Genomic DNA, 22,504 nt, shown 5'->3' on the forward strand with positions numbered 1-22,504 from the left:
AGCCGGTAGGGCGGTGTTTCAAACGGGGGATATTATGGGTGCGGGTTTAAGGTCGCGGCAGGCAATTGCCGCCGCCGCGCTGTTGCTTGGCGGTGCGGGCAGCGTTGGTGCTGCGCAGGATGCAGTGGTGGCGCAGGGAGAAGGAGCGGTGCTGTCGCCTCCGCCGCCTGCTATGGCGATGCCACCATCGCTGACACCTGTGGAACCTGAACCCAAGGATTATGGCCCGCCCCCTGAGGCGAAGCCCATGGATCTTACCGATCCGAAAGTGCGCAAGCAGTTGAAAAAGGATCGCCGCGCGGCGCTGGCAAGCTGTTTCGGACTGCCATCGCGTTTGCCGGCGTCCAATCAAAAGGCGCTGGAAGCGTGCGACAAGCTCCTCGCTGTAACGGCCGATGAAGACGATGATTGGGATATGCGCGCCCGGCTTTTGCAACGGCGCGCGGTCTATCTCATTGCGCTCAAGGATCTTGATCAGGCAATCGCCGATCTCTCTGCGTCGGATGCAATCGGAGCAGCAGCAGCCGATCCGCTGTTCGACGGCGGCATTGCTATCGGCAATGGTATGTTGCGCGCAATTGCGTTGGGGCGCAGCGACAAGATTGAAGCGGCCAATGCGGAGCTGGACAGGATTGCTGTAATACGGCCACATGCAATCGCGCTGGGCGGGGCGATCGATCGTATCCGATTCCATTTCAGCAAGGATATTGACGCGATGCTGGCGCGCAATGCCGGCAAGGTGCGTTGGCAGCCTGATGTGATGCGGTTAATTGTGCCGCTCTATATCTGGCGCGGCAACCTTGAGGCGGCGAGCCGTTTTGCAGACGAAGTCTCACTGATCGATCCCAAACCGCAAAGCGGATGGGTGATGAGCGGGACGGGCGGCCTGGGCAGCGATGTTCAGAAGAAAATCGAACTCGATATGCAGCGCGCCTATATTTGGTCGGGGCTGGGGCAAAGCGGAAAGGGCGTAAGCCTGATTACAGATGCCCGCGCCGATGTGACCGAATTCGTCGGGGAAGCTCCGGTTGCGCTGAAAGGCGAGAAAATCTCCAAAGGGAAATTGCGCGATTATGAAGCGCGCAAGGCAAAGGGCGCGCAGCTTTCGGATCTGATCGGCCGATGGGAAAAGGCGATTGCACTGCGTGCAGATGCGCTGACCAAGTTCGCCGAGGAATTGACCGAACGTGATAGCACCGCGCTTGGCGTGGGTACTGTTGCCGGGATCGATATCATGCGCCAACTGAAGTTCAGGGGCGCAGACGAAGGTGCCGAGGTTGCCAAACTGATCAAGAATCTTGACGAGGCAATCGCCAATGACCTGTTCCGGATTGAAAATGCCGATCTCTCGAGGATGTTGCCCGAGGCGGAATATCTGAAAGATGTGCCCAATTTCGGTTGGGGCGGCAGTGAATGGCTGTTCGGCAATGGTAAGGGCTATTCGCAGGCGCGTGAAAAGGGCAGCGACATTAGCACGGTCCGCTTTGGCACGTTTAGCGGCACCGGCCCGATGGCTGACGAATTGGCGCTGCTGGCGGCGGCGCAATATACCGAGAAGGAAGGCAAGGACAGTTTCATCCTGCTCGCGCGCCGGTCGATCAAGCGGACGCAGACGATCAGCTATGGTTATGGCTGGGGTGGCAATGCCATGGATGCCGGTTTTGAATCGCAGCTGCGGATCGTGATGCTCGACAGTGCAAACCTGCCTGCGGAATGGGCCGCCAAAAAGAGCCGACTGATCAGCGTGAAAGAGGTGCGCGATGCGTTGAAACCGGGCTATGATGCAATTGAGGCACGTAAGGCGGCGGCGAAGGCAGCAAAAAAATAGGCTGACCTAGGTCGCTGGGGCAAGAGAGGACTTGGCGATGCAAGATGATGCACAGGCATGGCAACCACGGCCGGCAAGCTGGTGGGAGCGGCATATGGTGCCGCGCCTGATCGGTTGCGCCTGTGCCCAGCCGCAGATCATGAAGGCGCGCAGCCGGATCGTTCCGCAAGCGTCGGGCGACGTGCTCGAACTAGGCTGTGGTGGCGGGATCAACATGGCCTTTTACGATGCCACGAAAATCACAAGCTTTGCAGGGGTCGATCCATCGGCTGCCTTGCTCGACCGCAGCCGTGAAGCGGCGCAGGCCAAGGGCATGGTCGCCGATATTCGGGGCGGTGTGGGTGAGGCGATCCCCTTTGCCGATGCCAGTTTCGATACAGTGCTTGTCACTTTCACCCTCTGTTCGGTCGATGATCAGCGGCAGGTCTTGTCTGAAATGCGCCGCGTGCTGCGCCCCGGTGGCAAGGCGCTGTTCCTGGAACATGGCCGCGCCCCCGATGCGCCGGTGCAGACATGGCAGCGCCGCATCGAACCGGTCTGGAAGCGGATTGGCGGCAATTGCCACCTGACCCGCCCGATCACCGATGCCTATGCGGATGCGGGCTTTGCCATTGCGGCATCGGAAAAGGGCTATATGCCCAAAACGCCCCGGCCGTTTGGCTGGATCGAATGGGGTGAGGCCCGGGTGGGTTAACCTTATTTTTGCCGGTGGCGGCTACGCCTTCGGGCAATGGTATCGCGACCGATCGTCCAGCTTGTATGCAACCCCGATGCGGGGGGCTATTCGTCCCGCCGGATCGATGGGCTGCGTGCCGCTTGGGCTGCGCATGGCTTTGATACGCTGGTCTGCGAAAGTTCGCCGCGCAACGGTTTCACACTCGTTGATGATGTAGCGCGGATCTGCATAGCTGGCGGCGACGGCACGGTGCGCCATGTGCTAACCGATCCGGCGCTGCGCAATGCCGGCAAGCCCGTTGATATCTTCCCTGCTGGAACGATCAACCTCGCGGCACGCGAATGGCGGACAAGCCGGCAGCCCGGACGTTTTGTCAAAAGAGCGATCAGGCGTGAACCGCGCCCCGTCTATCCCGGCACCGTCAATGGTACTGCATTTCTGGTATGCGCGAGTATCGGGCCCGATGCGCGCGCGGTGGCGAATGTCTCGCTTGCGCTCAAGAAACATATTGGCCGTCTGGCCTATGGCGCATCGATGATACGCAGCTGGCTGAACTGGCAACGACCGCAACTGAACGTCGAGGTCGATGGCGAGACGGTAATTTGCGAGGCAGTGTATATCGCCAAAGGGCGTTTCTACGCCGGGCCATGGAGCTTTGCGCCCGATGCGCGCCTCGACTCGCCGTTGCTTCATGTCGTGGCGCTGCGCCGTGCGCGGCGGCGCGATTATTTGGCGTTCGTGCTGGCCATGGTGCTAGGGCGACCCTCGGCAATGGCAAATATATGCTGCCTGCAGGGGCGCAATGTCTGCGTCGAAAGCGACCAGGAAGAGCTTGTGCAGGTTGATGGTGATATCGCCGCGTCGCTGCCTGCCAGATTTCAGGTGAGCGGTGCTCCGATACTCGCCTGACTTGGCAATTGTTCATGCAAACGGCAATTTTTATGAACAATAGCTGACAAGTCGATTCAGCAAAGCATCAGGTCGAATCGCATAATCCTCCTTTTGACGGCGGGAATAATCCCGCTGCCGTTCAGGAGAAGACAGATGAGCTTTTTGACCAAAAGCGTGCTTGGCGCAGGTGCTGCAGCAGCCATGGTCTCGCTCGCCGCCCCTGCGCAGGCGCGCGATCGCTATCGCGACAATGACGGGATCAGCGCGGGTGAAGTTATTGCCGGGGCGCTGGTGATTGGCGGCCTTGCCGCGATCCTTTCAAGCGGCGACGATGACTATCGTGGCCGTGATCGCGACGATCGCTATGACCGCGGTCGCTATAATGGCGGCTATGATTACAACTATAGCCGGGGTGGCAGCCGTGCTGCGGTGAACCAGTGCGTCAATGCCGTTGAGCGTTGGGGCAGCCGTTACAGCCGTTCGGATGTGACGCGGATCTTCGATATCGACCGCACCCGTTATGGCTATCGCGTTTCGGGCAATGTAGTCGTCAAGGATGGCTGGCGCGGGCGCGACCGTTATGACCGCGGCTATGATCGTGGTTACGACAAGGGCCGCTTTACCTGCTATGTCGAACGTGGACGTGTGGTTGACGTCGATTATCGCGGGCTTGATCGCTGGCGCTAGGGCCATGGGGCAGACCCACCATTGAATGACGCAGGACGGTTCAGCCTGGCGACAGGCTGGACCGTTCATGGTGACAAAAAACGGGGTGTGACCCCTCCTTTGTGCAGGAGGTTTTAATGAAAATGACGATCAAGGCCGCATTGGCCACTGGCTTGGCCGCTATGGTGGTGACAACGCCATTACCGGTTATGGCTGCAACCGGCGTGCGCGAACATGTGCGCGTCCAGCATGCAGGCATTGCCGATGCCTCTGTTGCCGAATATCGCCGCCGCTATGGGCGCGACCGCCGGCTCGACGTTGATGCGGGTGATGTCATCCTTGGAATCGGGCTGATTGCAGCCATTGCGGCGATTGCAGGATCGGCCAACAAGGATCGAGCGCCCCAACGGGATTATGACAACGATTATCGGGGCCGCGACACGGATGAGCGCCCGGAAAGCGACCGTGACGATGTCAGCAGCGCGGTGCGCGCCTGTACCGATGCCGCAGAAGGTCGCGCCAATGATCGTGTTGACGAGATCGGATCGGTCGTGCGCGACGGCAATGGCTGGCAGGTGACCGGCTCTGTTGGCGCAGACAATTTCACGTGCGAAGTGAATGATGGCCGGGTCGAAACGATCCGCTTCGGCGACCGCGAAATCTAGGAAAAAAAGGCATGGCGGTGGGCCATTTCCGCCGCCGCCCGTTTCAGAACATCGGTTGGTTTGCGGGATCGTCGGGGTCAGCGACCGGGGTGTGGATGCCGCATTCGGTCTTGTCCCAGCCTTTCCAGCGGCCCGAACGGGGATCTTCACCCGGCGCGACCTTGGTTGTGCAGGGCGAACAACCGATGGAGGGATAGCCTTGCTCGACCAGTGGATGGGCGGGCAGGCCATGCTCTGCCGCATAGGCGTCGATACGCTCCTTAGACCAGTCGGCGAGCGGATTGACCTTCAATCGTCCGTCTTCGATCTCAAAACGGGGCAGTGCCGTGCGCGTTGCAGATTGGAACGCCTTGCGGCCGGTAAACTGTGCATCAAAACCGGCAAGGGCATGTTTCAGCGGCAAGACTTTGCGGATTTCGCAGCAGCCATCCGGATCATAGGACCAGCGCAGGCCGTTACCGTCTTTCTGCGCAAGCAGATCGGTATCAGGGGTCAGTGTGCGCAAATCGGTCAACCCCAGCCCTGTGCGCAATTCTTCCTTATAGGTGATTGTTTCCGGAAAATGCTTTCCGGTGTCGAGGAACAGTACCGGCACCGAAGGGTCGATGCTGGCAATGAGATGCAGCAACACCGCACTTTCCGCTCCAAAGCTGGAAACGATGGCGGCATCGCCCAGCATATTTTCCTTCAGAAGGATTTCCAGCATCTCGACTGTATCGCGGCCGCGAAACATATGGTTGAGCCGGATAGCGTCGGTTTCGCTGTAGCGCGGCCCGGTGTCGATACGGTCAGGCGAGCGCTGTTCCTCACCCACAGGGGATGCCGAAGCGAGCCTGAAGCCGCTTTCACGACCATCGCCGGCAGCTGCTGCTTCGCCAAGCGTGGGGCTCCCCGCAAGCGGGAAGGGGGATTTCCCCCGATCAGCCATGCCGTAACTTCCACACGGGGACAGCGGCGTCGGCCGCACCCTGATAGACATGGTCATAACGCGATAGCGCCGCATCGACATCGGCCGGGTTCAACGGGGCGTCGGACACGAAACTGTCAAAACCGCAACGCTTCATGAATGCGATCTGATCTACCAGAACATCGCCCTGCGCGCGCAATTCGCCAGTGTAGCCAGCCTCACGCAGGATACGGGCTGATGAATAGCCCCTGCCGTCGCGGAATTTCGGGAAGGCAATCTCCACCAGTGTGAGCCGGGTGATATGCGGGATCAGCGCGCGGGCATCATCGTCAGATTCCAGCCGCACCGCTGTCGCGTTGGTCTGGCCCAGAAAGGCATCGAGCGTGACGCAGGGTTCTTCGCCATCAGCGTGAATATGCTCAACCATAGATCGCCTCCTTGAACGGCGCCATGCCGACGCGGCGATAGGTATCGACGAAACGTTCGCCGCCTTCGCGCAATTCCTTATATTTTTCGGTGACGCGTTCGACCGCGTCGACAATGCCGTCCTCGTCAAAGCCGGGGCCGGTGATCGTGCCAAGCGACACGTCTTCGGCACCCGATCCGCCGAGCAGCAACTGATAATTTTCGACGCCCTTACGGTCGACACCCAAAATGCCGATATGGCCGGCATGGTGGTGGCCGCAGGCGTTGATGCAGCCCGAAATCTTCAGTTTCAATTCGCCCAGATCGCGCTGGCGATCGAGATTTTCGAAACGCTTTGCAATCTTCTGTGCGATCGGGATCGAACGGGCATTGGCAAGGCTGCAATAATCAAGGCCCGGGCAGGCGATGATATCGCTGATCAGATCAAGATTGGCATCGGCAAGGTCCGCTTCGCGCAGCGCTTGCCAAACTGCATAAAGATCGCGCTTGGCGACATAGGGCAGCACGATATTTTGCGCATGGGTGACGCGCAGTTCGTCAAAGCTGTATTTCTCCGCAAGGTCGGCCATTACGTCGATCTGCGCGGAGGAGGCATCGCCCGGAATGCCCTCAATCGGTTTCAGGCTGATATTGACGATGGCATAGCCGGCCTGCTTGTGCGGCTTCACATTCTGGTCGATCCAGACCGCGAAATCGGGATCGCTGCGGTCGATATCGTCGCTGAGGCCTGCTTCGAACGGCGGCGGAGCAAAATGGGCGGCAATGCGCTCCAGCTCTGCAGCCGGCGGGTCAATGCCGAGCGTCTTCACATGCGCAAATTCTTCCTCGACCTGACGGCGATATTCATCGGCGCCAATTTCGTGGACGAGGATCTTGATCCGCGCCTTGTAGATATTGTCGCGCCGGCCATAGCGGTTGTAAACGCGCAGGCATGCCTCGGAATAGCTGAGGAAATCCTCGATCGGCACATAATCCTTGATCAGCGGTGCGATCATTGGGGTGCGACCCATGCCACCGCCGACATAAAAGGCCGCGCCCAATTTGCCGTCGCGCGTCACCAGCTGGATGCCGATATCGTGGAGGCGCATCGCCGCGCGATCCTCGTCCGCTGCGATCACCGCAATTTTGAACTTGCGCGGCAAATAGCTGAATTCAGGGTGGAAAGTGCTCCACTGGCGCATCAGCTCGGCCCAGGGGCGGGGATCGGCCACTTCGTCGGCCGCAGCGCCTGCATATTGATCCGAACTGATGTTGCGGATGCAATTGCCGCTCGTCTGGATGGCGTGCATTTCGACACTGGCCAGATCGGCGAGGATATCGCCGGCATCTTCCAGCTTGATCCAGTTATATTGGATATTCTGACGCGTGGTGAAATGGCCATAGTCGCGGTCATATTTGCGCGCGATATGCGCCAGCATCCGCATCTGCCGGCTGTCCAGCGTGCCATAGGGAATGGCGACGCGCAGCATATAGGCGTGAAGCTGCAGATAGAGACCGTTCATCAGGCGGAGCGGCTTGAACTGGTCTTCGGTGATCTCGCCGGCAAGGCGGCGCTTCACCTGATCGCGAAATTCGGCGACGCGTGCATCGACGATCGCTTGGTCATAAGTGTCATATTTATACATGTCAGATCACCCAGTCGCCGACGCTCGGGTCGGCTGGTTTCAGCGAAAGGTCGAGGCGCACTGTTGGGCCAAGCGCGCGGACACGGTCCTTGATATGCGCAGGCCGCGGGCCTTCGGGTGTAGCCACCGCCTCGATGATATAAGGGGCATTGACGCGACGCGCACCTTCCTCGGCATGCAGAATGGCGTCGCCGCTTTCGCCCACATCGACGGCGTCCTCAACATGGACTGACCAGCTCTCGCCAGTCCACCAGGTTACCGCGCCCGAGGCGAGATCATTTCCTGTCAGCAATTTCAATTCAGATACTCCACTTCCCGGGCAATCGTCGTCAGCCGGTCTTCAGCATCGGCCATCATTACAACATCGCCCACAATGATGATGGCGGGAGAACGCACATTTTCGCGCGCGATCATATCGCCCAAGTCGGTCAAAAGGGTCCGCAGCGTGCGCCGGTCCTTTCGGCCGACACGCTCCAGCACGGCAACGGGCGTGTCGGGTGACAGGCCGTCGGAAATCAGTTTTTCGCAAATGGCGTCTGCAGTGGCGACGCCCATATAGATGACAAGTGTGCGGCCTTTGCCGGCAAGCCCTGCCCAATTCTGGTCGGTCAGCCCTTTGCATTGCCCTGCCACGAAAGTGACCGCGCTGGAGGCATCGCGGTGGGTGAGGGGAAGGAAGCTTTCCGCCCCACCTGCAATCGCCGCCGATATGCCGGGTATGACCTCGACCGGAACCGAGGCGTCACGGCAGGCATCAACCTCTTCGCCGCCCCGGCCGAAGATGAACGGATCACCGCCCTTCAGCCGGACGACGGCATGGCCTGCCCGCGCTTCTTCAACAAGGATTGCATTAATCCCTTCCTGCGGGACCGAATGGCGGCTGCGCTGCTTGGCAACCGAGATAAAGCGGGCGTCGCCGCGCGCGAGTGCGAGGATCGCATCGTCGACCAGACCGTCATGCACAATCACATCAGCGGCCGCGATCAGCCGTGCCGCCTTGACCGTCAACAGGTCCGGATCGCCGGGGCCTGCGCCCACCAGATAGACTATGCCTTTTTTCATGAAGAGCAGAATGGCGGGCAACCGAACAAAGGTAAAATCAGAATAGGTTGGCCGGGGGATAGGGCGACTTTAGCCCCATGCCATATCCCGGCCACCGATACGCTGCGACCTTAGCCCGCCTTGACTTTCTTTTTCGGCTTTTTCGGCTTTCCGGCCTTGGGTGCAGCAGGCGTAACCTCGAATGCAGGCTGCCCGTCCTTGATGCGGACTGCCACCTCGCCGCCATTGACCAGCTTGCCGAACAGCAGTTCCTCGGCCAGCGGCTGTTTGATCTTTTCCTGGATCAGGCGGCCCATTGGTCGTGCGCCGTACAGCTTGTCATAGCCACGCTCGGTCAGCCATGCGCGGGCTTCGTCGTCGAGCTTGATGTGGACATTCTGGTCGGCCAACTGCAGTTCCAGTTGCAGGATGAACTTGTCGACGACCATTGCAACAACCTCGGTCGGCAGATAGGCGAACGGCACTATCGCATCGAGGCGGTTGCGGAATTCGGGCGCGAACAGGTTTTTCACCGCATCTTCGCCGGCGTCTTCCTTGCTGATATTATTCCCGAAACCAATGCCTTCGCGCGCCATGTCGGATGCGCCGGCATTGGTCGTCATGATCAGGATGACATTGCGGAAATCCACCGTCTTGCCGTGATGATCGGTCAGACGGCCATTATCCATCACCTGCAACAATATGTTGAACAGATCAGGATGCGCCTTTTCGATCTCGTCGAGTAACAGCACGCTGTGCGGATTCTGGTCGACGGCATCGGTCAACAGACCGCCTTGGTCGAAACCGACATAACCCGGGGGGGCACCAATCAGCCGGCTAACCGAGTGGCGCTCCATATATTCGCTCATGTCGAAACGCTTCAGCGGAATGCCCATGATGCTTGCCAACTGGCGCGCAACCTCTGTCTTGCCGACACCGGTGGGGCCGCTGAACAGATAATTGCCGATGGGCTTGTCCGGATCGCGTAGGCCGGCACGGCTCAACTTGATCGCTGAGGACAGCACTTCGATTGCTTTGTCCTGCCCGAACACCACGCGTTTCAGATCCGCCTCAAGCGTACCCAGTGCGGTGCGGTCGTCAGACGATACCTGCCGGGGCGGGATGCGGGCGATGGTTGCGATCACGGCCTCGATTTCTTTGGGCGTGATCAGTTTGCGGCGCTTGGACGGCGGCACGAGCATCTGCATCGCGCCCACCTCATCGATGACGTCAATGGCCTTGTCCGGCAGTTTGCGGTCGTTGATATAACGCGCAGATAATTCGACCGCGGCTTTCAGCGCATCGGGGGTGTATTTCACCTTGTGATGCTCTTCAAACGCGCTGCGCAGACCAGCCAGAATCTTGACCGTATCCTCAAGCGTCGGCTCGTTCACGTCGATTTTCTGGAACCGACGCAGCAGGGCACGGTCCTTTTCGAAATGGTTGCGGAATTCCTTGTAAGTGGTCGATCCGATGCAGCGGATGGTACCGCCCGAAAGCGCGGGCTTCAGCAGGTTGGATGCGTCCATTGCACCGCCACTGGTCGCGCCGGCACCGATCACAGTATGGATTTCATCGATGAACAGGATCGCGTCGGGCAGCTTTTCCAGTTCGGAAACGACCGCCTTCAGCCGTTCCTCGAAATCGCCGCGATAGCGGGTGCCGGCAAGCAGCGCGCCCATGTCGAGCGAATAGATTACCGCCGGCAGCAACACTTCGGGCACCTGATGCTCGACGATACGCCGCGCCAGACCTTCGGCGATCGCAGTTTTGCCAACGCCCGGCTCACCCACATAAAGCGGATTATTCTTCGAACGGCGGCAGAGGATCTGCACCGTGCGGTCAACCTCTTCACTGCGTCCGATCAACGGATCAATCCGGCCCTGCTTCGCCTTTTCGTTGAGGTTGACGGTGAACTGTTCGAGCGCGGTTTCCTTGCCCTTCTTGTCCTTCGCGTCGGGCGCGGCTTCTTCTTTGCGTTCCTCGGCACCTTCAACCGGCTTCTGTTCGACCAGCTTGCCATCCTTGCCGATGCCGTGGCTGATATAGCTGACCGCGTCGAGGCGGCTCATATCCTGTTGCTGCAAGAAATAGACGGCATAGCTTTCGCGTTCTGAAAACAGCGCGACCAGCACATTGGCGCCCGTGACAACATCCTTGCCCGATGATTGCACATGCAGGATCGCGCGCTGCACCACGCGCTGAAACCCGCTGGTCGGCGAGGGATCGACATTGCCGCCGACTTTCAGGCTTTCCAGTTCATTGTCCAGATACTGGATTACCGCGTCGCTAAGCTCGCCAAGATCGACGCCGCACGCCTGCATTACCTTTGCCGCTTCTTCATCGTCAATCAGCGCCAGAAGCAGATGTTCAAGCGTCGCATATTCATGCGCACGTTCGGCCGCGTTCTTGAGCGCATTGTGCAGCGTAGCTTCGAGGGATTCGGCAAAACTCGGCATTCAAAAAACTCCAACGCAGTATGACCGACTACCGGCCACCCCGCTTTCATCAATGTCGCCCTTTTGACGACGCATTTCAACCGCAGTTGCGGCGAATGGTAAAGATAGCGAAAAAAACCGGTCGAAAAGTACGCGGGAAGTAGTGTTTGGTGTCACAAACCTTTGCGGAACAGGGCATCGGCGGCGCTGCGATGGCTTGTGGCAGCGGCCATTTTAGCCTCGCACCGGGCGATTTCTGTGTTCAGCGCGTCGATCCGGTCCTGAAGCTCATCCACAGATAGCCGGTCGATATCCTGCTTCAACACAATCGCAACCGGGTCTTCGGGCCGCTTGGCGAAAAGCTCATCCAGATCCATCGCTTCTTCTCCTGTCTGCAGCTATTGGCCCTGACCGGAAAATGGGGCTTGAGCCTGGCCTTGTCAATTCTTGCAGGCGGTGGCACGCAACATGCTGGAATCGCGACAGCTTGGCCGCTATGGTCTGACGCCTGAAGTGAGGGGACATGATGGCCGACTTTCCTGATATGATGACAGCGGTGGAAATTTCAGCGCCAGGTGGGCCCGATGTTCTGAAAGCGTGCACACGCCCCGTGCCCGAACCGGGTGAGGGTGAAGTGCTGGTGCGCGTTGCTGCCGCTGGGGTCAACCGGCCGGATGTTGTCCAGCGCATGGGGCTTTATCCGGCCCCGCCGGGGGCAAGCGATCTGCCTGGCCTTGAAATTTCGGGCACTGTGATTGCCTGTGGCGAGGGCGTGGGGCCGGAACTGCTGGGGCAGCATGTCTGTTCGCTGGTGGCGGGTGGCGGTTATGCCGAATATTGCATCGCCAGGGCCGACCTGTGTTGGCCGGTGCCCGACAGCCTTTCGATGGAAGAGGCCGCGGCCATCCCCGAAACACTGATGACCGTATGGCACAATGTGTTCGAACGCGGCTATGCGGTTGAGGGCGAGACCATCCTTGTCCATGGCGGAACCAGCGGCATTGGCAGCATGGCGATTAAGCTGGGCGGCCTTTTCGGTATTTCGGTGATTGCGACCTGCGGATCCGACGAAAAATGCGCAGCGGTAATCGCACTCGGCGCTGCACATGCGATCAATTACAAGAGCCATGACTTTGTCGAGGAAGTGAAACGCCTGACCGACGGTAAGGGCGTGCATTTGGTGCTCGATATGGTCGCAGGATCTTACGTGCCACGCAATCTTGCCTGCCTGCGCGAAGACGGCCGGCACGTGACCATTGCGGTGCAAGGCGGGTTGGTTGCTGAAATCAATATGGCACAGGTGATGAGCCGCAGGTTGACGCTAACCGGATCGACGCTGCGGCCGCGCAGCAACCAGTTCAAGGCATTGCTGGCCGACGAAATTCACCGCAATATATGGCCCGATGTGGTGGCAGGCCGGCTGCGGCCGACCATGGCGAAAAGCTTTCCGCTGGTTGAAGCAGCGGCCGCCCATAAGTTGATGGAAAGCGGCGATTTTGTCGGCAAGATTGTGCTTATCCCATAAAAAAACCCCGGAGTTTCCTCCGGGGTTTCTTTTTTGAGCTCAAGCCGATTTAGAATTTGGCGCGAACGGTAAGGCCGTACATGCGCGGTTCTTCAACGAAACCGATACGCGAACGTGTGCCTGCACCACCACGAAGCGGGGTGCTGGAGGTGATGCCACGCGTGATTTCATTGCTCAGGTTGGTACCCCACAATTCAAAGGTGAACTGCTCGTTCGGCGTCGTCAGGCCGATACGTGCGTTCATCTTGAAATAGGCATCCTGATAATCCAGCGGGATAGGCAGGTTGTTGGTATCCAACGGAACGGTGCTGGTACGGCGGCGATCCGAATAGTTGATATTGCCGTTTACCAGCAGGCCCCAACCCGAGTCATTGAGCGGACCATCATAAGTCAAACCTACAACACCGGCAAATTTCGGCGCGTTGGTCAATGACGATCCGCACAGGCGGTTGATTGATGCCAGCGCTGCTACAGCGACGCCAACATTACAGTTTTTGGGATAGCGGGCATCAGCATAGGTCGCCGAGACATTGGCCGAGATAGTATCGCTCAGCTTACCAAAAAGCTCCAGCTCCGCACCGGTTGAACGGGCCGAATGGACGTTAAAGGTAAGGAACTGAACGCCGGTGAATTCCAACACCTGGAAATCGCTCATCTTCATGTCGAACAAGGCCAGATTGGCTTTGATCGAACCGAACAAGGTCGCCTTTACACCGACTTCGATCTGGTCAACCTTTTCCGATTCAAAGCTGGGATCAGCATAGACCGGTGCCACGACCACTGGTGTGGGCGTTGTTGCCAGACCAGCCAGAATGGCGGCCGAGTTCTGCAAGGTTGCCGACTGCGGATCCAGATTGAAACCACCGGACTTAAAGCCATGGCTGTAACCTGCATAGAACAGCAGATCGTCATTCGCCTTGTACCCAACCTGTGCGGTATAGGTGATCTCGTCATCCTTGAACGTATCAGCCCATGCGCGCGGCAGAGGCAGCAAACGGCTTGCCAAACCACCGCCCAATGCCGCCGGTGCTGTCAGATTGACCGAAGTTGCAAAGGGGAAGCAGTTGATGCCGATCAGGCCCGCACGCAGCGGGGCCGGAACGGTACCTGCCAAGACGCCGTTGACGCTGGCCTGACAGGCGCTGGCGCCCGCACCCGTTGTGGCACCCAACTGGGTGAATGATGCTTCCTTTTCTTCCTTCACATAGCGTGCGCCCAAGGTCAGGCTCAGCTTGTCGGTGATGCTCAACACATTATGCGTGAAGATCGACCAGCTTTTGGCGTCCTGGAAAAAGCGGTTTTCGGCATAGTTGCCATTGGCATTGACCGGAACACCGGCATTGCCCAGCGCGGTAAGCGCGAACAACGGGTTGACGCCGGCGGCGCTACCAAAGTTGAATGCACCACCTGTGCGCTGGAAATCCGCATTCAGGGTCATGGTCTGGTCGGCGCGAATATTCTCGTCGCCATAGAAACCACCGATCAACCAATCCAGCTTGTCGCTAAAGGCCGTACCCTGAAGGCGCAGTTCCTGGGTCATGGTCTTGATGCGATCGCCTGACGGCAAAATGCCGGGCCGCGAAGTGGTAGCACCATTGCCAACAGTATAGGTGTCGTTGCTGGTGAAGCCACCTGTGGTGGTCGAGCTGGAATCAAATTTCCGATAGGAACCGATATAGGTCAGCTTTGCGCCGCCAAAATCCCATTTCAGTTCGCCCGACATGCCCCATTGCTTGGAACCGTTGAGATAGTTTTTGGCATTAATCGAGAGGTTGTTCAGTGCGGTCAAACCCGACTGATCAACACCGTCGGACGCCAGGCCATGAAAGGCTGAAAACGGTGCCAGCTCGGTTTCGCGAACGATAACGGCCTGACAGCATTGTTCATCGGTCTTGGCATAATCGGCAAGCAAACGGATGCTGACATCGGAATTGGGTTCGATGTAAAGCTGGCCGCGCAGCATATAACGGTCACGGTCATTGCTTTCGACGCCAGAGGGCGTTGTCAGATAACCATCGCGCTTGCGCCATGTGCCTGAAAGCCGAACGCCAGCGACGTCCTGTGCAACCGGAAGGCTGACGCCTGCCTGCACGTTCATGAAGTTGTAATTGCCATAGCTGGCATTCACAAAGCCTTCTGGGGTGGTCAGGCTGGGGCGTTTGGTGGTGACGTTCAACGCACCTGCCGAGGTGTTGCGGCCGAACAAAGTGCCCTGCGGACCACGCAGAATTTCAAGGCGCTCAAGGTCAACAAGGTCGCCAAGGGCAACGCCGGGGCGCGACTGATATACACCGTCGATGAACACGCCGACCGAGCTTTCAAGGCCGGTATTGTTGCCGGTGGTGCCGACGCCGCGAACCTTGATCGAGGTGCCCTGCGTTTCGGTCTGCGACTACTGGATGTTGAAGCTGGGCGAAATCGATGCCAGATTCTTGATGTCGTTGATGCCCTGGCGCTCCAGCGCCTCTGGCGCAACGGCCGTAACAGCTAGCGGAATGTCTTGCACATCCATCGCGCGCAGCGTGGCGGTAACGATGATTTCATCCGAAGCTTCTTCTTCGGTCTCCGGTGCATTTTGCGCATAGGCTGGCATTGCCAACGACATGGCAAGCGCAGTCGCACTGATAATTTGTAGCTTACGCATGGCCCTCTCCCTTAATTAAATTATTATAAAATATAGAGGTTTTTACAAATTCACTTTAGTAAGTCTTTTGAGGCCTCTGGGCGGAGGGTGTTAATCGCGGGATTAAATCAGTCAAGCCTTTCCTTCGCGGCCTATGCCATTGAGGGCATGGGAAAGATCGTGCGGTAACCAGCATTTATTGTGCGTTGCGCCAATAAAAAACCCCGGAGTTGCCTCCGGGGTTTTCAGTTTCAGACTGGTTGGAGGCTTAGAATTTGAAGCCTGCGGCCACGCCGTAACGGCGCGGTTCCAGCGTGAAGATGTTGGTGTACAGGCCCGACGACTGGTCGGTCACATACAGGCCGGTCGTGGCATTGCTGTTCGACAGGTTCTGGACGAACCCACGGACATACCAACGATCTTCGCGTCCGCTCAACTGGATCTGGGCATTGATCTGCGAATAGCCCTTCACCTTGTTGATCCGGCCATTGAAGATATTGCCATAGCTGTCACCGACATAGATGAGGTCGAGGCGCGGCACGAGTGTCAGGCCATTATCGAACTCGGTCGTGTGCTGGATGCCGACATTCCATTTGAAGTTCGGCGCCTGTGGCAGCTTGTTGCCCTTGATGTTCACAGGCACGCCGGCGGTGAGCACGTCAACACCGCCAAAGCTGCTGCCCACCGTTCCTGCAAGCGCCGAGAGGGCACCGCAGACGCTGAATGCGCCGGTTGCTGCAAGGCCGCTATCTGCCGGGAAGGCAGCTGTAGGCCGCAGGCCCGCACCCGCGCGCAGTCCGGGAATGGCGCCCGCATTGATCAGCGCGTTCACCTGGTTCACAAAGCCGTTTGCACCCGCAGCGCTGCCGCTACGGCTGGCCACGGCGCAGTTCGAACCGTTGGTGATGTCCTTGATGATCACGGCATCGGCACGGCCACCCGAGGGATCACGCTGATTGCTGAGCAACTTGTCCTGACTGACCTTGGTGTTCAGATAGCTGAGCCCGATATTGATCGCCAGTTGCCGGTCCGGACGGATGATGCTTTCCAGCTCAAGGCCATAGATATCGGCGTCAACATTGTCGTTGACCGACGTACGGGCGACGATGCGGCTCAACTGCAGTGCCTTATACTTATAGTAGAAAGCAGTTGCGTTGAGTGTGAACGTCCCGCCGGCGAAGCTGTTCTTCGAACCGATTTCAAAGGCATCGATGAATTCGGGGGCGAAGGATTCCTGTACAGCGAAGATCGGCTGCAATGGCGGGTTGATACCACCTGATTTATAGCCCCGCGAATAAGAGGCATAGATCAGATTGTCGTCGGTGATCTTGTAATCAAGCACCGCACGGCCGGTAAACTCGTCAAATGCGACATTGCGTTCCTGGAACAACTGGTTGCCAGCCAGACCCGGGTCGGCATCGTACAAGCCGACAAAGGGTGAACTGAAGGCGCTGGTCGAGTTATAGGGAACAAGGAAGCTCGCCAGCGTCGAACGGGCGCGGACAGCTTTCTTGTCATTGTTATAACGCAGGCCCAGCGTCAATTTCAGCTTGTCGCTGAAATCATAATAGGCCTCACCGAACATGCCGTAGCTTTTGACATGCAGGTTGTCCGTGTTGTTCCGGAAGTAGGGCGTTCCCAGGAATGACGGGGGAAGTCCGTTTGCGAAGGAGTTGAACGATCCGAGAATGCCCGTGACATAGTCGATGCCAAAGGAGTTCACGAAGTAGCTGTTCTCGCCCATCTTGAAGTCGGCATAGATGCCGCCGAGAAGGAAGTTGAACGGCCCGTCAAGATCGCTCGACAAGATGCCTTCAACCGACCAGTCCTTGCTGGACTGGTTCGAACGGTCGAAGTCTAGCGGGGTTGCTGCACAGATTTTCTTTCCGCCGAAGGAGCCCATGCCCGAAAACTCGGTGTCCGATGTGCACAGATTGCCATTCGGCCCGCCCGGGATAATTGCGGCTGCAAGCGGATTGAAATAGGCCGATGAACCGGGCACGAATGCGGGCGCTGCAAGACCGGTCGGGATGCCGTTAGCCGCGAACACGGCCAGCGTGTTGAGCGCTGGGGCAAAGCCCGCACGATCCTGGATCGACAGCGTGTAATCCTGCCGCGAATCAACCGATGACTTGTGATAGAAACCGGTGACCTGCAGTTTCATCTTGCCAAGATCCTGTTCGATCCGGGCCTGATATTGCTCCTCACTCGCCATATATTCCGGGTTAAAGTCTGTCCGCACCTGACGGACATTGGCCGGATTCACGAAGTTTGCATTGGTATCGGCGCCGTAAATGCTGCCAAGTGCCAACGCAGCCGGGATTCCCTGAGTGGTCAGGAATTCGCGTGACGACAACACGCCAACAAAGGTCGAGTTGGTGTTGGTGGCACCGAAATCGCGGCGGTTGGGCAGGCAGCCCAGAACGCCCGTGGGATCGCGCTGGCAAAGCTGTTTCTGGATGCGCGCGCGGTCGTCATTTTCTTTGAAATAATAGGCCATCAAATCGACGGTCGTCGATTCCGAAGGCTGCCAGCGCAGAGATCCACGCACGGCATACATGTCACGGCCGTCAGCATCACTGCCATCGTAAAGGTTTTCGGTGTAGCCGTCGCGCTTCAGATAAAAGCCGGAAACGCGCGCACCGAGCGTATCGCCCAGTGCCACATTGACCATCCCTTTGGCCTTCATCGAGTTGAAATTGCCATATTCGGCCTCACCCGCTGCGGCAAAGCCGTTGAGGTCAGGTCGGTTGGGGACAATGTTGACCACGCCCGATGTTGCGTTGCGGCCGAACAGCGTACCTTGTGGACCGCGCAGAACTTCGATGCGGCCGAGATCGAAGAACTCGGTTTCGAAGAGGCGCGTGCTCAGCAACGGCGTGCCGTCCAGATGGATCGCGGTTGCGCTATCGCACGATACGCCGACGCAAAGGTCGCCAATGCCGCGGATGGTGAAGCTGGATCCGGTAAAGTTGCCCTTCGAAAAGGTAACGTTGGGCAGGGTGAGCTGCAGGTCGCTCGAATTTTCGATCTGCTGTTTTTCCAGCGCTTCTTCGCTGAATGCCGATACCGCGATCGGAACATCTTGCAGGCTTTGCGCCTGACGCTGTGCGGTGACGACGATTTCGTCGTTAAAGCCGGTGTCTTCATCGGCTTGTGGTGCATTCTGCGCATAGGCTGGCATTGCCAACGACATAGCAAGCGCGGTTGCACTGATTAGATGTAGCTTACGCATGGTCCTCTCCCTCCATTAATGGCTACGAAAAATATAGGTGATGTAAGAAAATTACGTCTCAGAAGGTCTCCTCAAACCTTTGGTATCGGCGAGTGTTAAGTGCGCGATTAAGACAGTCAAGCCTTTCCTTCGAAGTAATGCAGAGTTTTCGGATGACTGTCGCACGAATGTCGCTTGCCGTAAGGGAGGCTTTGGCTTAAGCGGACGGCCATATCAGGCCGCTCCGGTAAGGGGCGGCCCTATTTATTGGAGAATCAGACATGGCCCAGAACGGACTCGTTCCCCTGATGCCGCATGCGACCGCTGCCTGGCTGGTCGACAATACTGCGTTGAGCTTTCAGCAGATCGCAGAATTTTGTGGCCTCCACATCCTGGAAGTGCAGGCAATGGCCGATGACATGACCGGGACCAAATATACCGGGCGCGATCCTGTGCGCGCAGGCGAACTGACGATGGAAGAAATCGAAAAGGGCCAGGCGGACGCCGATTACGCGTTGAAGATTTCCAAAGGCCCCGAACAGGTGCGTCGGACCAAGGGTCCGCGCTACACCCCGGTGTCGAAGCGTCAGGACAAGCCCGATGGCATCGCTTGGCTGCTGCGCAACCATCCCGAAATTTCGGACGGTGCAATATGCCGTCTGATCGGTACCACCCGCAACACGATTCAGGCGATCCGTGAACGCAGCCACTGGAACATCAGCGAGATCCAGCCCAAGGATCCGGTGACGCTCGGCCTATGTTCGCAGCGCGAGCTGGATGGCATCGTCTCGCGCGCTGCCAAAAAGGCCGGCCTTGAAGACAAGGCGGGCGAAGACAGCCGCTTTGCCGGCGACAAGGAAGCGCTGCTCGAACAGCTGCGCGCCGAGCGTGACGAAGCCAAGCGAGTCGCCGAAGACGCGGTGCATGGTGAGCCTGAGGCACCCGTTGAACTGACCGCCGAAACGCTCTTCAAGAAGAGCGGCGAATAAGAGGTGCAAACTCCTCTCCCCTCGGGGAGAGGATGTTTACCTTCCCTAACGTCACCATTGCGCATTGCGCCGGCATGAGGCACGGCAGGGGCATGACCTCTACCGAAATGCTCCGCGCCATCGACATGAGCCTTGAAGATCACGGCTTTGAACCGCTGGAGATCAAGGGATTGACCTATCCCTTGGGCGGACATGCGCCGGGCTATGGCGAAGTCTATCCGCTCGCCCCTGACATGGGCTGGACGCGGATGCCGGTGCCGGGCAACCTCAATCATATCAATATCTGGCTTCTCGACGATCGCGACGAAGAAGGTGATGGCTTTGCCATTGCCGATACCGGGCTGTTCATGCCGCCGGTGATTGAGGAATGGAAAGGCCTGCTCGAAGGCGCGTTGGGCCACAGGCGGATGACGCGGATTTTCGTTACGCATTTCCATCCCGACCATGTCGGCTGTGCGGGCTGGCTGGCGAACAGGGCCAAGGTGCAGGTCTGGATGAACCGAACCGAATGGCTGATGGCGCGCATGCTGGTGGCTGACCAGCGCGAAGAGCCGCCCAAGGATATTCTCGCCCGTCGCAAGTTTCAGGGCTATACCGACGAGCAGGTAGAAGACATGCGCCAGCGCGGTTTTGGCAACTTTGCCAAGGCCGTGTCGCTTCTCCCTACCGGCCACCGCCGTCTGGATGACGGCGCGCATATCCGTGTTGGCGGCCGCGTCTGGAAGGTGATGACCGGCGGCGGCCATACCCCCGAACATGCCTGTCTTGTCGATCACCACAATGGCGTGATTATCGCTGGCGACCAAATCCTTCCGCGCATCACCAGCAATGTATCGATCATGGACAGCGAACCCGATGCCGACCCGCTAGGCGAATGGCTCGACTCGATTGCCAAATTCCGCCGCGCGCTTCCTGCTGACATGCTGGTGCTTCCGGCGCATGGCGAACCGTTTCGCGGCGTCCATGTCCGGCTCGACAAGCTTGCTGACGGCCATAATGACCGGCTCGATAAACTGGAAGTCGCACTGCGCGAACGGTCTATGCGGGCAGTCGACACTTTCTCGCTGCTCTTCGACCGCCCAATCGACGAAAGCGTATTTGGCCTCGCAACCGGGGAATCGCATGCCCATCTTGTCCATCTTGTCGCGACCGGTCGCGCAAAAGTGGAGACAATTGACGGTGTAGGCTGGTATAGCGCTGCTTAAGGAATCAGGGTCGCTTCGATCAACCGCACGCCACCGGCAATCGCCGGGGTGAAGCTGCTGTACAATGGAGCCCTATGAACACTCCCGGTCCCTGGATTTCCAACTATCTCCATCCCGCTAAATGGGAACAGGCCTTTCCGCCGCTTTCGGTCCATGACATGTTTTTCCGGTCTGCCGAACGGATGGGCCAAGCCCCCCTGGCCGATTTCATGGGCCGCAAGTTCAGTTATGCCGAAATGGCCGCCATGGTGCGCCGTTTTGCCAAGGGATTGCAGGCGCGCGGCGTAGGGAAGGGGGATCATGTTGGCCTGTTCCTTCCCAATGTGCCCCATTATGTTGCGGCTTATTATGGCGCGATGGCGGCGGGGGCGACGGTGGTCAATTTCTCGCCGCTTTATACGGTCGACGAACTGACGCATCAGGTCGCCGACAGCGGGACGAGCATATTAGTCACTGTATCTGCAGTGGCATTGCTACCCACTGCGATCAAGGTCCTCGAAAAGTCCGACCTCAAACAGTTGATCGTCGGTAGCGTCGCAGAGGCACTGCCCCGCGTCAAAGGCTGGGCCTATAGGCTGTTCAAGAAAGCAGAGATTGCGTCCGTTCCGGACGATGCGCGAATCCTGCATTTTGGCGGGTTCATTGCCAATGACGGCGATTATGCGCCGCAACCCTGCGATCCCGAAACTACTGTTGCGCAGCTGCAATATACCGGCGGAACCACCGGCACGCCCAAGGGCGCGATGCTGACCCACCAGAATATCAGCGCCAATGCCCGGCAGATCAACCTGCTTGATCCGCACAGCAGCGCGAACAACCCGTTAGCGCCGGAACCCGATCGCATATTGGGCGTGCTGCCCTTCTTCCATGTCTTTGCCAATGCGACCGTGCTCAACCGCACGATCGACAATGGCGGAGAGATTGTGATGTTGCCCCGTTTCGAGGCGAAGGCGGCGTTGCAGGCGATTACACGCACAAAGGTGACATCGCTGCCCGGCGTGCCGACCATGTATCAGGCGCTGCTCGACAATCCCGAACTCGCAAAGACCGATTTCGGATCCTTGCGGGCCTGCATTTCAGGGGGCGCGCCACTCCCCGCCGAACTCAAGGCGCGGTTTGAGGAACGCAGCGGGTCGGTCGTGATCGAAGGCTATGGCCTTACCGAAAGTTCAGGCGTGATTTCCTGCAACCCCTATGAAGGCACGAACAAGACGGGCAGCATTGGCCAGCCGATACCCGGCACGCAAGTACGGCTGGTCGATAAGGAAGATCCGCACAAGGATGTGCCGCCTGGCGAGCCCGGTGAACTGGTTGCCAAGGGGCCGCAAATGATGGCGGGTTACTGGAACAAGCCAGAGGCGAGTCGCCAAGTTTTTGTCGACGGCTGGTTGCGCACCGGCGATGTTGCGACGATCGATGACGATGGCTTCATCTTCATCGTCGATCGTCTGAAAGACATGATTGCTGTCGGCGGGTTCAAGGTTTTTCCCAGCCAGATTGAAGATATACTCTACACCCATCCGGCGGTGAAGGAGGCGCTCGTCATCGGCGTGCCCGATAGCTATGCGGGAGAGCGTCCCAAGGCTTTTGTAACGTTGAACGAAGGTATAGCGGCGAATGGCGAGGACCTTGAAAAATGGCTCAATCCGAAGCTTGGAAAGCATGAGCGCGTGCTTGCGGTTGTCGTTCGCGAAAATTTGCCCAAGACGATGATCGGAAAGCTTGACCGCAAGGCGTTAAGGGCTGAAGTGGGCGCCTGATACCAAAAAGGGATACGGGTTATTG

At 58.4% G+C, this 22,504-nt stretch carries 19 protein-coding genes and 1 pseudogene; 9 read left to right on the plus strand and 11 right to left on the minus strand.

Features of this window, described 5'->3' with window-relative positions; all coding sequences use genetic code 11:
• Positions 1 to 34 precede the first annotated feature (34 nt).
• The 5 genes from RSE16_06585 to RSE16_06605 all read left to right on the plus strand — a co-directional run bounded on the left by RSE16_06585 (position 35) and on the right by RSE16_06605 (position 4,726).
• The gene (locus tag RSE16_06585) at positions 35 to 1,828 is read left to right on the plus strand and encodes a hypothetical protein (protein ID WRH77124.1); all 1,794 of its coding nucleotides are present in this window, start codon (positions 35 to 37) and stop codon (positions 1,826 to 1,828) included.
• Between the two features lie 37 nt (positions 1,829 to 1,865).
• Positions 1,866 to 2,522 (plus strand): class I SAM-dependent methyltransferase, encoded by a 657-nt coding sequence (locus RSE16_06590; GenBank protein ID WRH77125.1) that lies wholly within the window; start codon positions 1,866 to 1,868, stop codon positions 2,520 to 2,522.
• Between the two features lie 36 nt (positions 2,523 to 2,558).
• On the plus strand, positions 2,559 to 3,413 hold the full coding sequence (locus RSE16_06595) for a diacylglycerol kinase family protein (protein ID WRH77126.1): 855 nt from the start codon (positions 2,559 to 2,561) through the stop codon (positions 3,411 to 3,413).
• Between the two features lie 135 nt (positions 3,414 to 3,548).
• A complete protein-coding gene (locus tag RSE16_06600) occupies positions 3,549 to 4,082 on the plus strand; it encodes a hypothetical protein (GenBank protein ID WRH77127.1) in 534 nt (177 codons plus the stop codon).
• A 116-nt stretch (positions 4,083 to 4,198) separates the two neighbouring features.
• Positions 4,199 to 4,726: a hypothetical protein gene (locus tag RSE16_06605; protein ID WRH77128.1), complete on the plus strand. Its 528-nt coding sequence runs from the start codon at positions 4,199 to 4,201 to the stop codon at positions 4,724 to 4,726.
• A 43-nt stretch (positions 4,727 to 4,769) separates the two neighbouring features.
• Here RSE16_06605 and RSE16_06610 read toward each other — a convergent pair whose 3' ends face one another.
• From RSE16_06610 to RSE16_06640, 7 genes are all read right to left on the minus strand, one after another.
• Positions 4,770 to 5,654: a phosphoadenylyl-sulfate reductase gene (locus RSE16_06610; protein WRH77129.1), complete on the minus strand. Its 885-nt coding sequence runs from the start codon at positions 5,652 to 5,654 to the stop codon at positions 4,770 to 4,772.
• A complete protein-coding gene (locus RSE16_06615) occupies positions 5,647 to 6,060 on the minus strand; it encodes a DUF934 domain-containing protein (protein WRH77130.1) in 414 nt (137 codons plus the stop codon). The genes RSE16_06610 and RSE16_06615 overlap by 8 nt, the downstream gene beginning before the upstream one ends.
• On the minus strand, positions 6,053 to 7,684 hold the full coding sequence (locus tag RSE16_06620; protein WRH77131.1) for a nitrite/sulfite reductase: 1,632 nt from the start codon (positions 7,682 to 7,684) through the stop codon (positions 6,053 to 6,055). Before RSE16_06620 ends, RSE16_06615 begins: the two co-directional genes overlap by 8 nt.
• A 1-nt stretch (position 7,685) precedes the next feature.
• Complete coding sequence (locus RSE16_06625; protein WRH77132.1) at positions 7,686 to 7,982, minus strand: DUF2849 domain-containing protein; 297 nt, start codon at positions 7,980 to 7,982, stop codon at positions 7,686 to 7,688.
• Positions 7,979 to 8,746, minus strand: coding sequence for a uroporphyrinogen-III C-methyltransferase (gene cobA, locus RSE16_06630; GenBank protein WRH77133.1), 768 nt, complete (start codon positions 8,744 to 8,746; stop codon positions 7,979 to 7,981). Before cobA ends, RSE16_06625 begins: the two co-directional genes overlap by 4 nt.
• Positions 8,747 to 8,856: 110 nt before the next feature.
• Positions 8,857 to 11,184 carry an ATP-dependent Clp protease ATP-binding subunit ClpA gene (gene clpA, locus RSE16_06635; GenBank protein WRH77134.1) on the minus strand — a complete coding sequence of 776 codons (2,328 nt, stop codon included), beginning with the start codon at positions 11,182 to 11,184 and terminating at the stop codon, positions 8,857 to 8,859.
• A gap of 152 nt (positions 11,185 to 11,336) precedes the next feature.
• Positions 11,337 to 11,540, minus strand: a complete 204-nt coding sequence (locus RSE16_06640) for a DUF1192 domain-containing protein (protein ID WRH77135.1) — start codon at positions 11,538 to 11,540, stop codon at positions 11,337 to 11,339.
• 146 nt (positions 11,541 to 11,686) lie between these two features.
• Here RSE16_06640 and RSE16_06645 point away from each other — a divergent pair, with 146 nt between their 5' ends.
• Positions 11,687 to 12,688 carry an NAD(P)H-quinone oxidoreductase gene (locus RSE16_06645; GenBank protein WRH77136.1) on the plus strand — a complete coding sequence of 334 codons (1,002 nt, stop codon included), beginning with the start codon at positions 11,687 to 11,689 and terminating at the stop codon, positions 12,686 to 12,688.
• A 49-nt stretch (positions 12,689 to 12,737) separates the two neighbouring features.
• Here RSE16_06645 and RSE16_06650 read toward each other — a convergent pair whose 3' ends face one another.
• From RSE16_06650 to RSE16_06665, 4 genes and pseudogenes are all read right to left on the minus strand, one after another.
• Complete coding sequence (locus tag RSE16_06650) at positions 12,738 to 14,786, minus strand: TonB-dependent receptor (GenBank protein WRH77315.1); 2,049 nt, start codon at positions 14,784 to 14,786, stop codon at positions 12,738 to 12,740.
• A gap of 90 nt (positions 14,787 to 14,876) precedes the next feature.
• Positions 14,877 to 15,065 (minus strand): annotated as a pseudogene (locus tag RSE16_06655) (TonB-dependent receptor plug domain-containing protein).
• A gap of 15 nt (positions 15,066 to 15,080) precedes the next feature.
• The gene (locus tag RSE16_06660) at positions 15,081 to 15,332 is read right to left on the minus strand and encodes a hypothetical protein (protein ID WRH77137.1); all 252 of its coding nucleotides are present in this window, start codon (positions 15,330 to 15,332) and stop codon (positions 15,081 to 15,083) included.
• Positions 15,333 to 15,579: 247 nt separating this feature from the next.
• Positions 15,580 to 18,546 (minus strand): TonB-dependent receptor, encoded by a 2,967-nt coding sequence (locus RSE16_06665; protein WRH77138.1) that lies wholly within the window; start codon positions 18,544 to 18,546, stop codon positions 15,580 to 15,582.
• Between the two features lie 260 nt (positions 18,547 to 18,806).
• Between RSE16_06665 and RSE16_06670 the strand changes: the two genes are divergently transcribed.
• From RSE16_06670 to RSE16_06680, 3 genes are all read left to right on the plus strand, one after another.
• A complete protein-coding gene (locus tag RSE16_06670; GenBank protein WRH77139.1) occupies positions 18,807 to 19,514 on the plus strand; it encodes a DUF1013 domain-containing protein in 708 nt (235 codons plus the stop codon).
• 92 nt (positions 19,515 to 19,606) lie between these two features.
• On the plus strand, positions 19,607 to 20,719 hold the full coding sequence (locus tag RSE16_06675; protein ID WRH77140.1) for an MBL fold metallo-hydrolase: 1,113 nt from the start codon (positions 19,607 to 19,609) through the stop codon (positions 20,717 to 20,719).
• A 74-nt stretch (positions 20,720 to 20,793) separates the two neighbouring features.
• The gene (locus RSE16_06680) at positions 20,794 to 22,479 is read left to right on the plus strand and encodes an AMP-binding protein (GenBank protein WRH77141.1); all 1,686 of its coding nucleotides are present in this window, start codon (positions 20,794 to 20,796) and stop codon (positions 22,477 to 22,479) included.
• Positions 22,480 to 22,504: the final 25 nt, after the last annotated feature.

This window comes from Sphingobium sp. (assembly GCA_035196065.1).
Taxonomy (GTDB): domain Bacteria; phylum Pseudomonadota; class Alphaproteobacteria; order Sphingomonadales; family Sphingomonadaceae; genus Sphingorhabdus_B; species Sphingorhabdus_B rara.

Bases quoted from the DNA above. Each gene is read 5' to 3' on its own strand.
- RSE16_06595 (WRH77126.1), top strand. From the start codon at position 2,559: ATGGTATCGCGACCGATCGTCCAGCTTGTATGCAACCCCGATGCGGGG.
- RSE16_06600 (WRH77127.1), top strand. From the start codon at position 3,549: ATGAGCTTTTTGACCAAAAGCGTGCTTGGCGCAGGTGCTGCAGCAGCC.
- RSE16_06650 (WRH77315.1), bottom strand. From the start codon at position 14,786: ATGAACGTGCAGGCAGGCGTCAGCCTTCCGGTTGCACAGGACGTCGCT.
- RSE16_06605 (WRH77128.1), top strand. From the start codon at position 4,199: ATGAAAATGACGATCAAGGCCGCATTGGCCACTGGCTTGGCCGCTATG.
- RSE16_06620 (WRH77131.1), bottom strand. From the start codon at position 7,684: ATGTATAAATATGACACTTATGACCAAGCGATCGTCGATGCACGCGTC.
- RSE16_06660 (WRH77137.1), bottom strand. From the start codon at position 15,332: ATGCGTAAGCTACAAATTATCAGTGCGACTGCGCTTGCCATGTCGTTG.
- RSE16_06585 (WRH77124.1), top strand. From the start codon at position 35: ATGGGTGCGGGTTTAAGGTCGCGGCAGGCAATTGCCGCCGCCGCGCTG.
- clpA (WRH77134.1), bottom strand. From the start codon at position 11,184: ATGCCGAGTTTTGCCGAATCCCTCGAAGCTACGCTGCACAATGCGCTC.
- RSE16_06610 (WRH77129.1), bottom strand. From the start codon at position 5,654: ATGGCTGATCGGGGGAAATCCCCCTTCCCGCTTGCGGGGAGCCCCACG.
- RSE16_06665 (WRH77138.1), bottom strand. From the start codon at position 18,546: ATGCGTAAGCTACATCTAATCAGTGCAACCGCGCTTGCTATGTCGTTG.
- RSE16_06670 (WRH77139.1), top strand. From the start codon at position 18,807: ATGGCCCAGAACGGACTCGTTCCCCTGATGCCGCATGCGACCGCTGCC.
- RSE16_06640 (WRH77135.1), bottom strand. From the start codon at position 11,540: ATGGATCTGGATGAGCTTTTCGCCAAGCGGCCCGAAGACCCGGTTGCG.
- RSE16_06615 (WRH77130.1), bottom strand. From the start codon at position 6,060: ATGGTTGAGCATATTCACGCTGATGGCGAAGAACCCTGCGTCACGCTC.
- RSE16_06675 (WRH77140.1), top strand. From the start codon at position 19,607: ATGACCTCTACCGAAATGCTCCGCGCCATCGACATGAGCCTTGAAGAT.
- cobA (WRH77133.1), bottom strand. From the start codon at position 8,746: ATGAAAAAAGGCATAGTCTATCTGGTGGGCGCAGGCCCCGGCGATCCG.
- RSE16_06590 (WRH77125.1), top strand. From the start codon at position 1,866: ATGCAAGATGATGCACAGGCATGGCAACCACGGCCGGCAAGCTGGTGG.
- RSE16_06680 (WRH77141.1), top strand. From the start codon at position 20,794: ATGAACACTCCCGGTCCCTGGATTTCCAACTATCTCCATCCCGCTAAA.
- RSE16_06645 (WRH77136.1), top strand. From the start codon at position 11,687: ATGATGGCCGACTTTCCTGATATGATGACAGCGGTGGAAATTTCAGCG.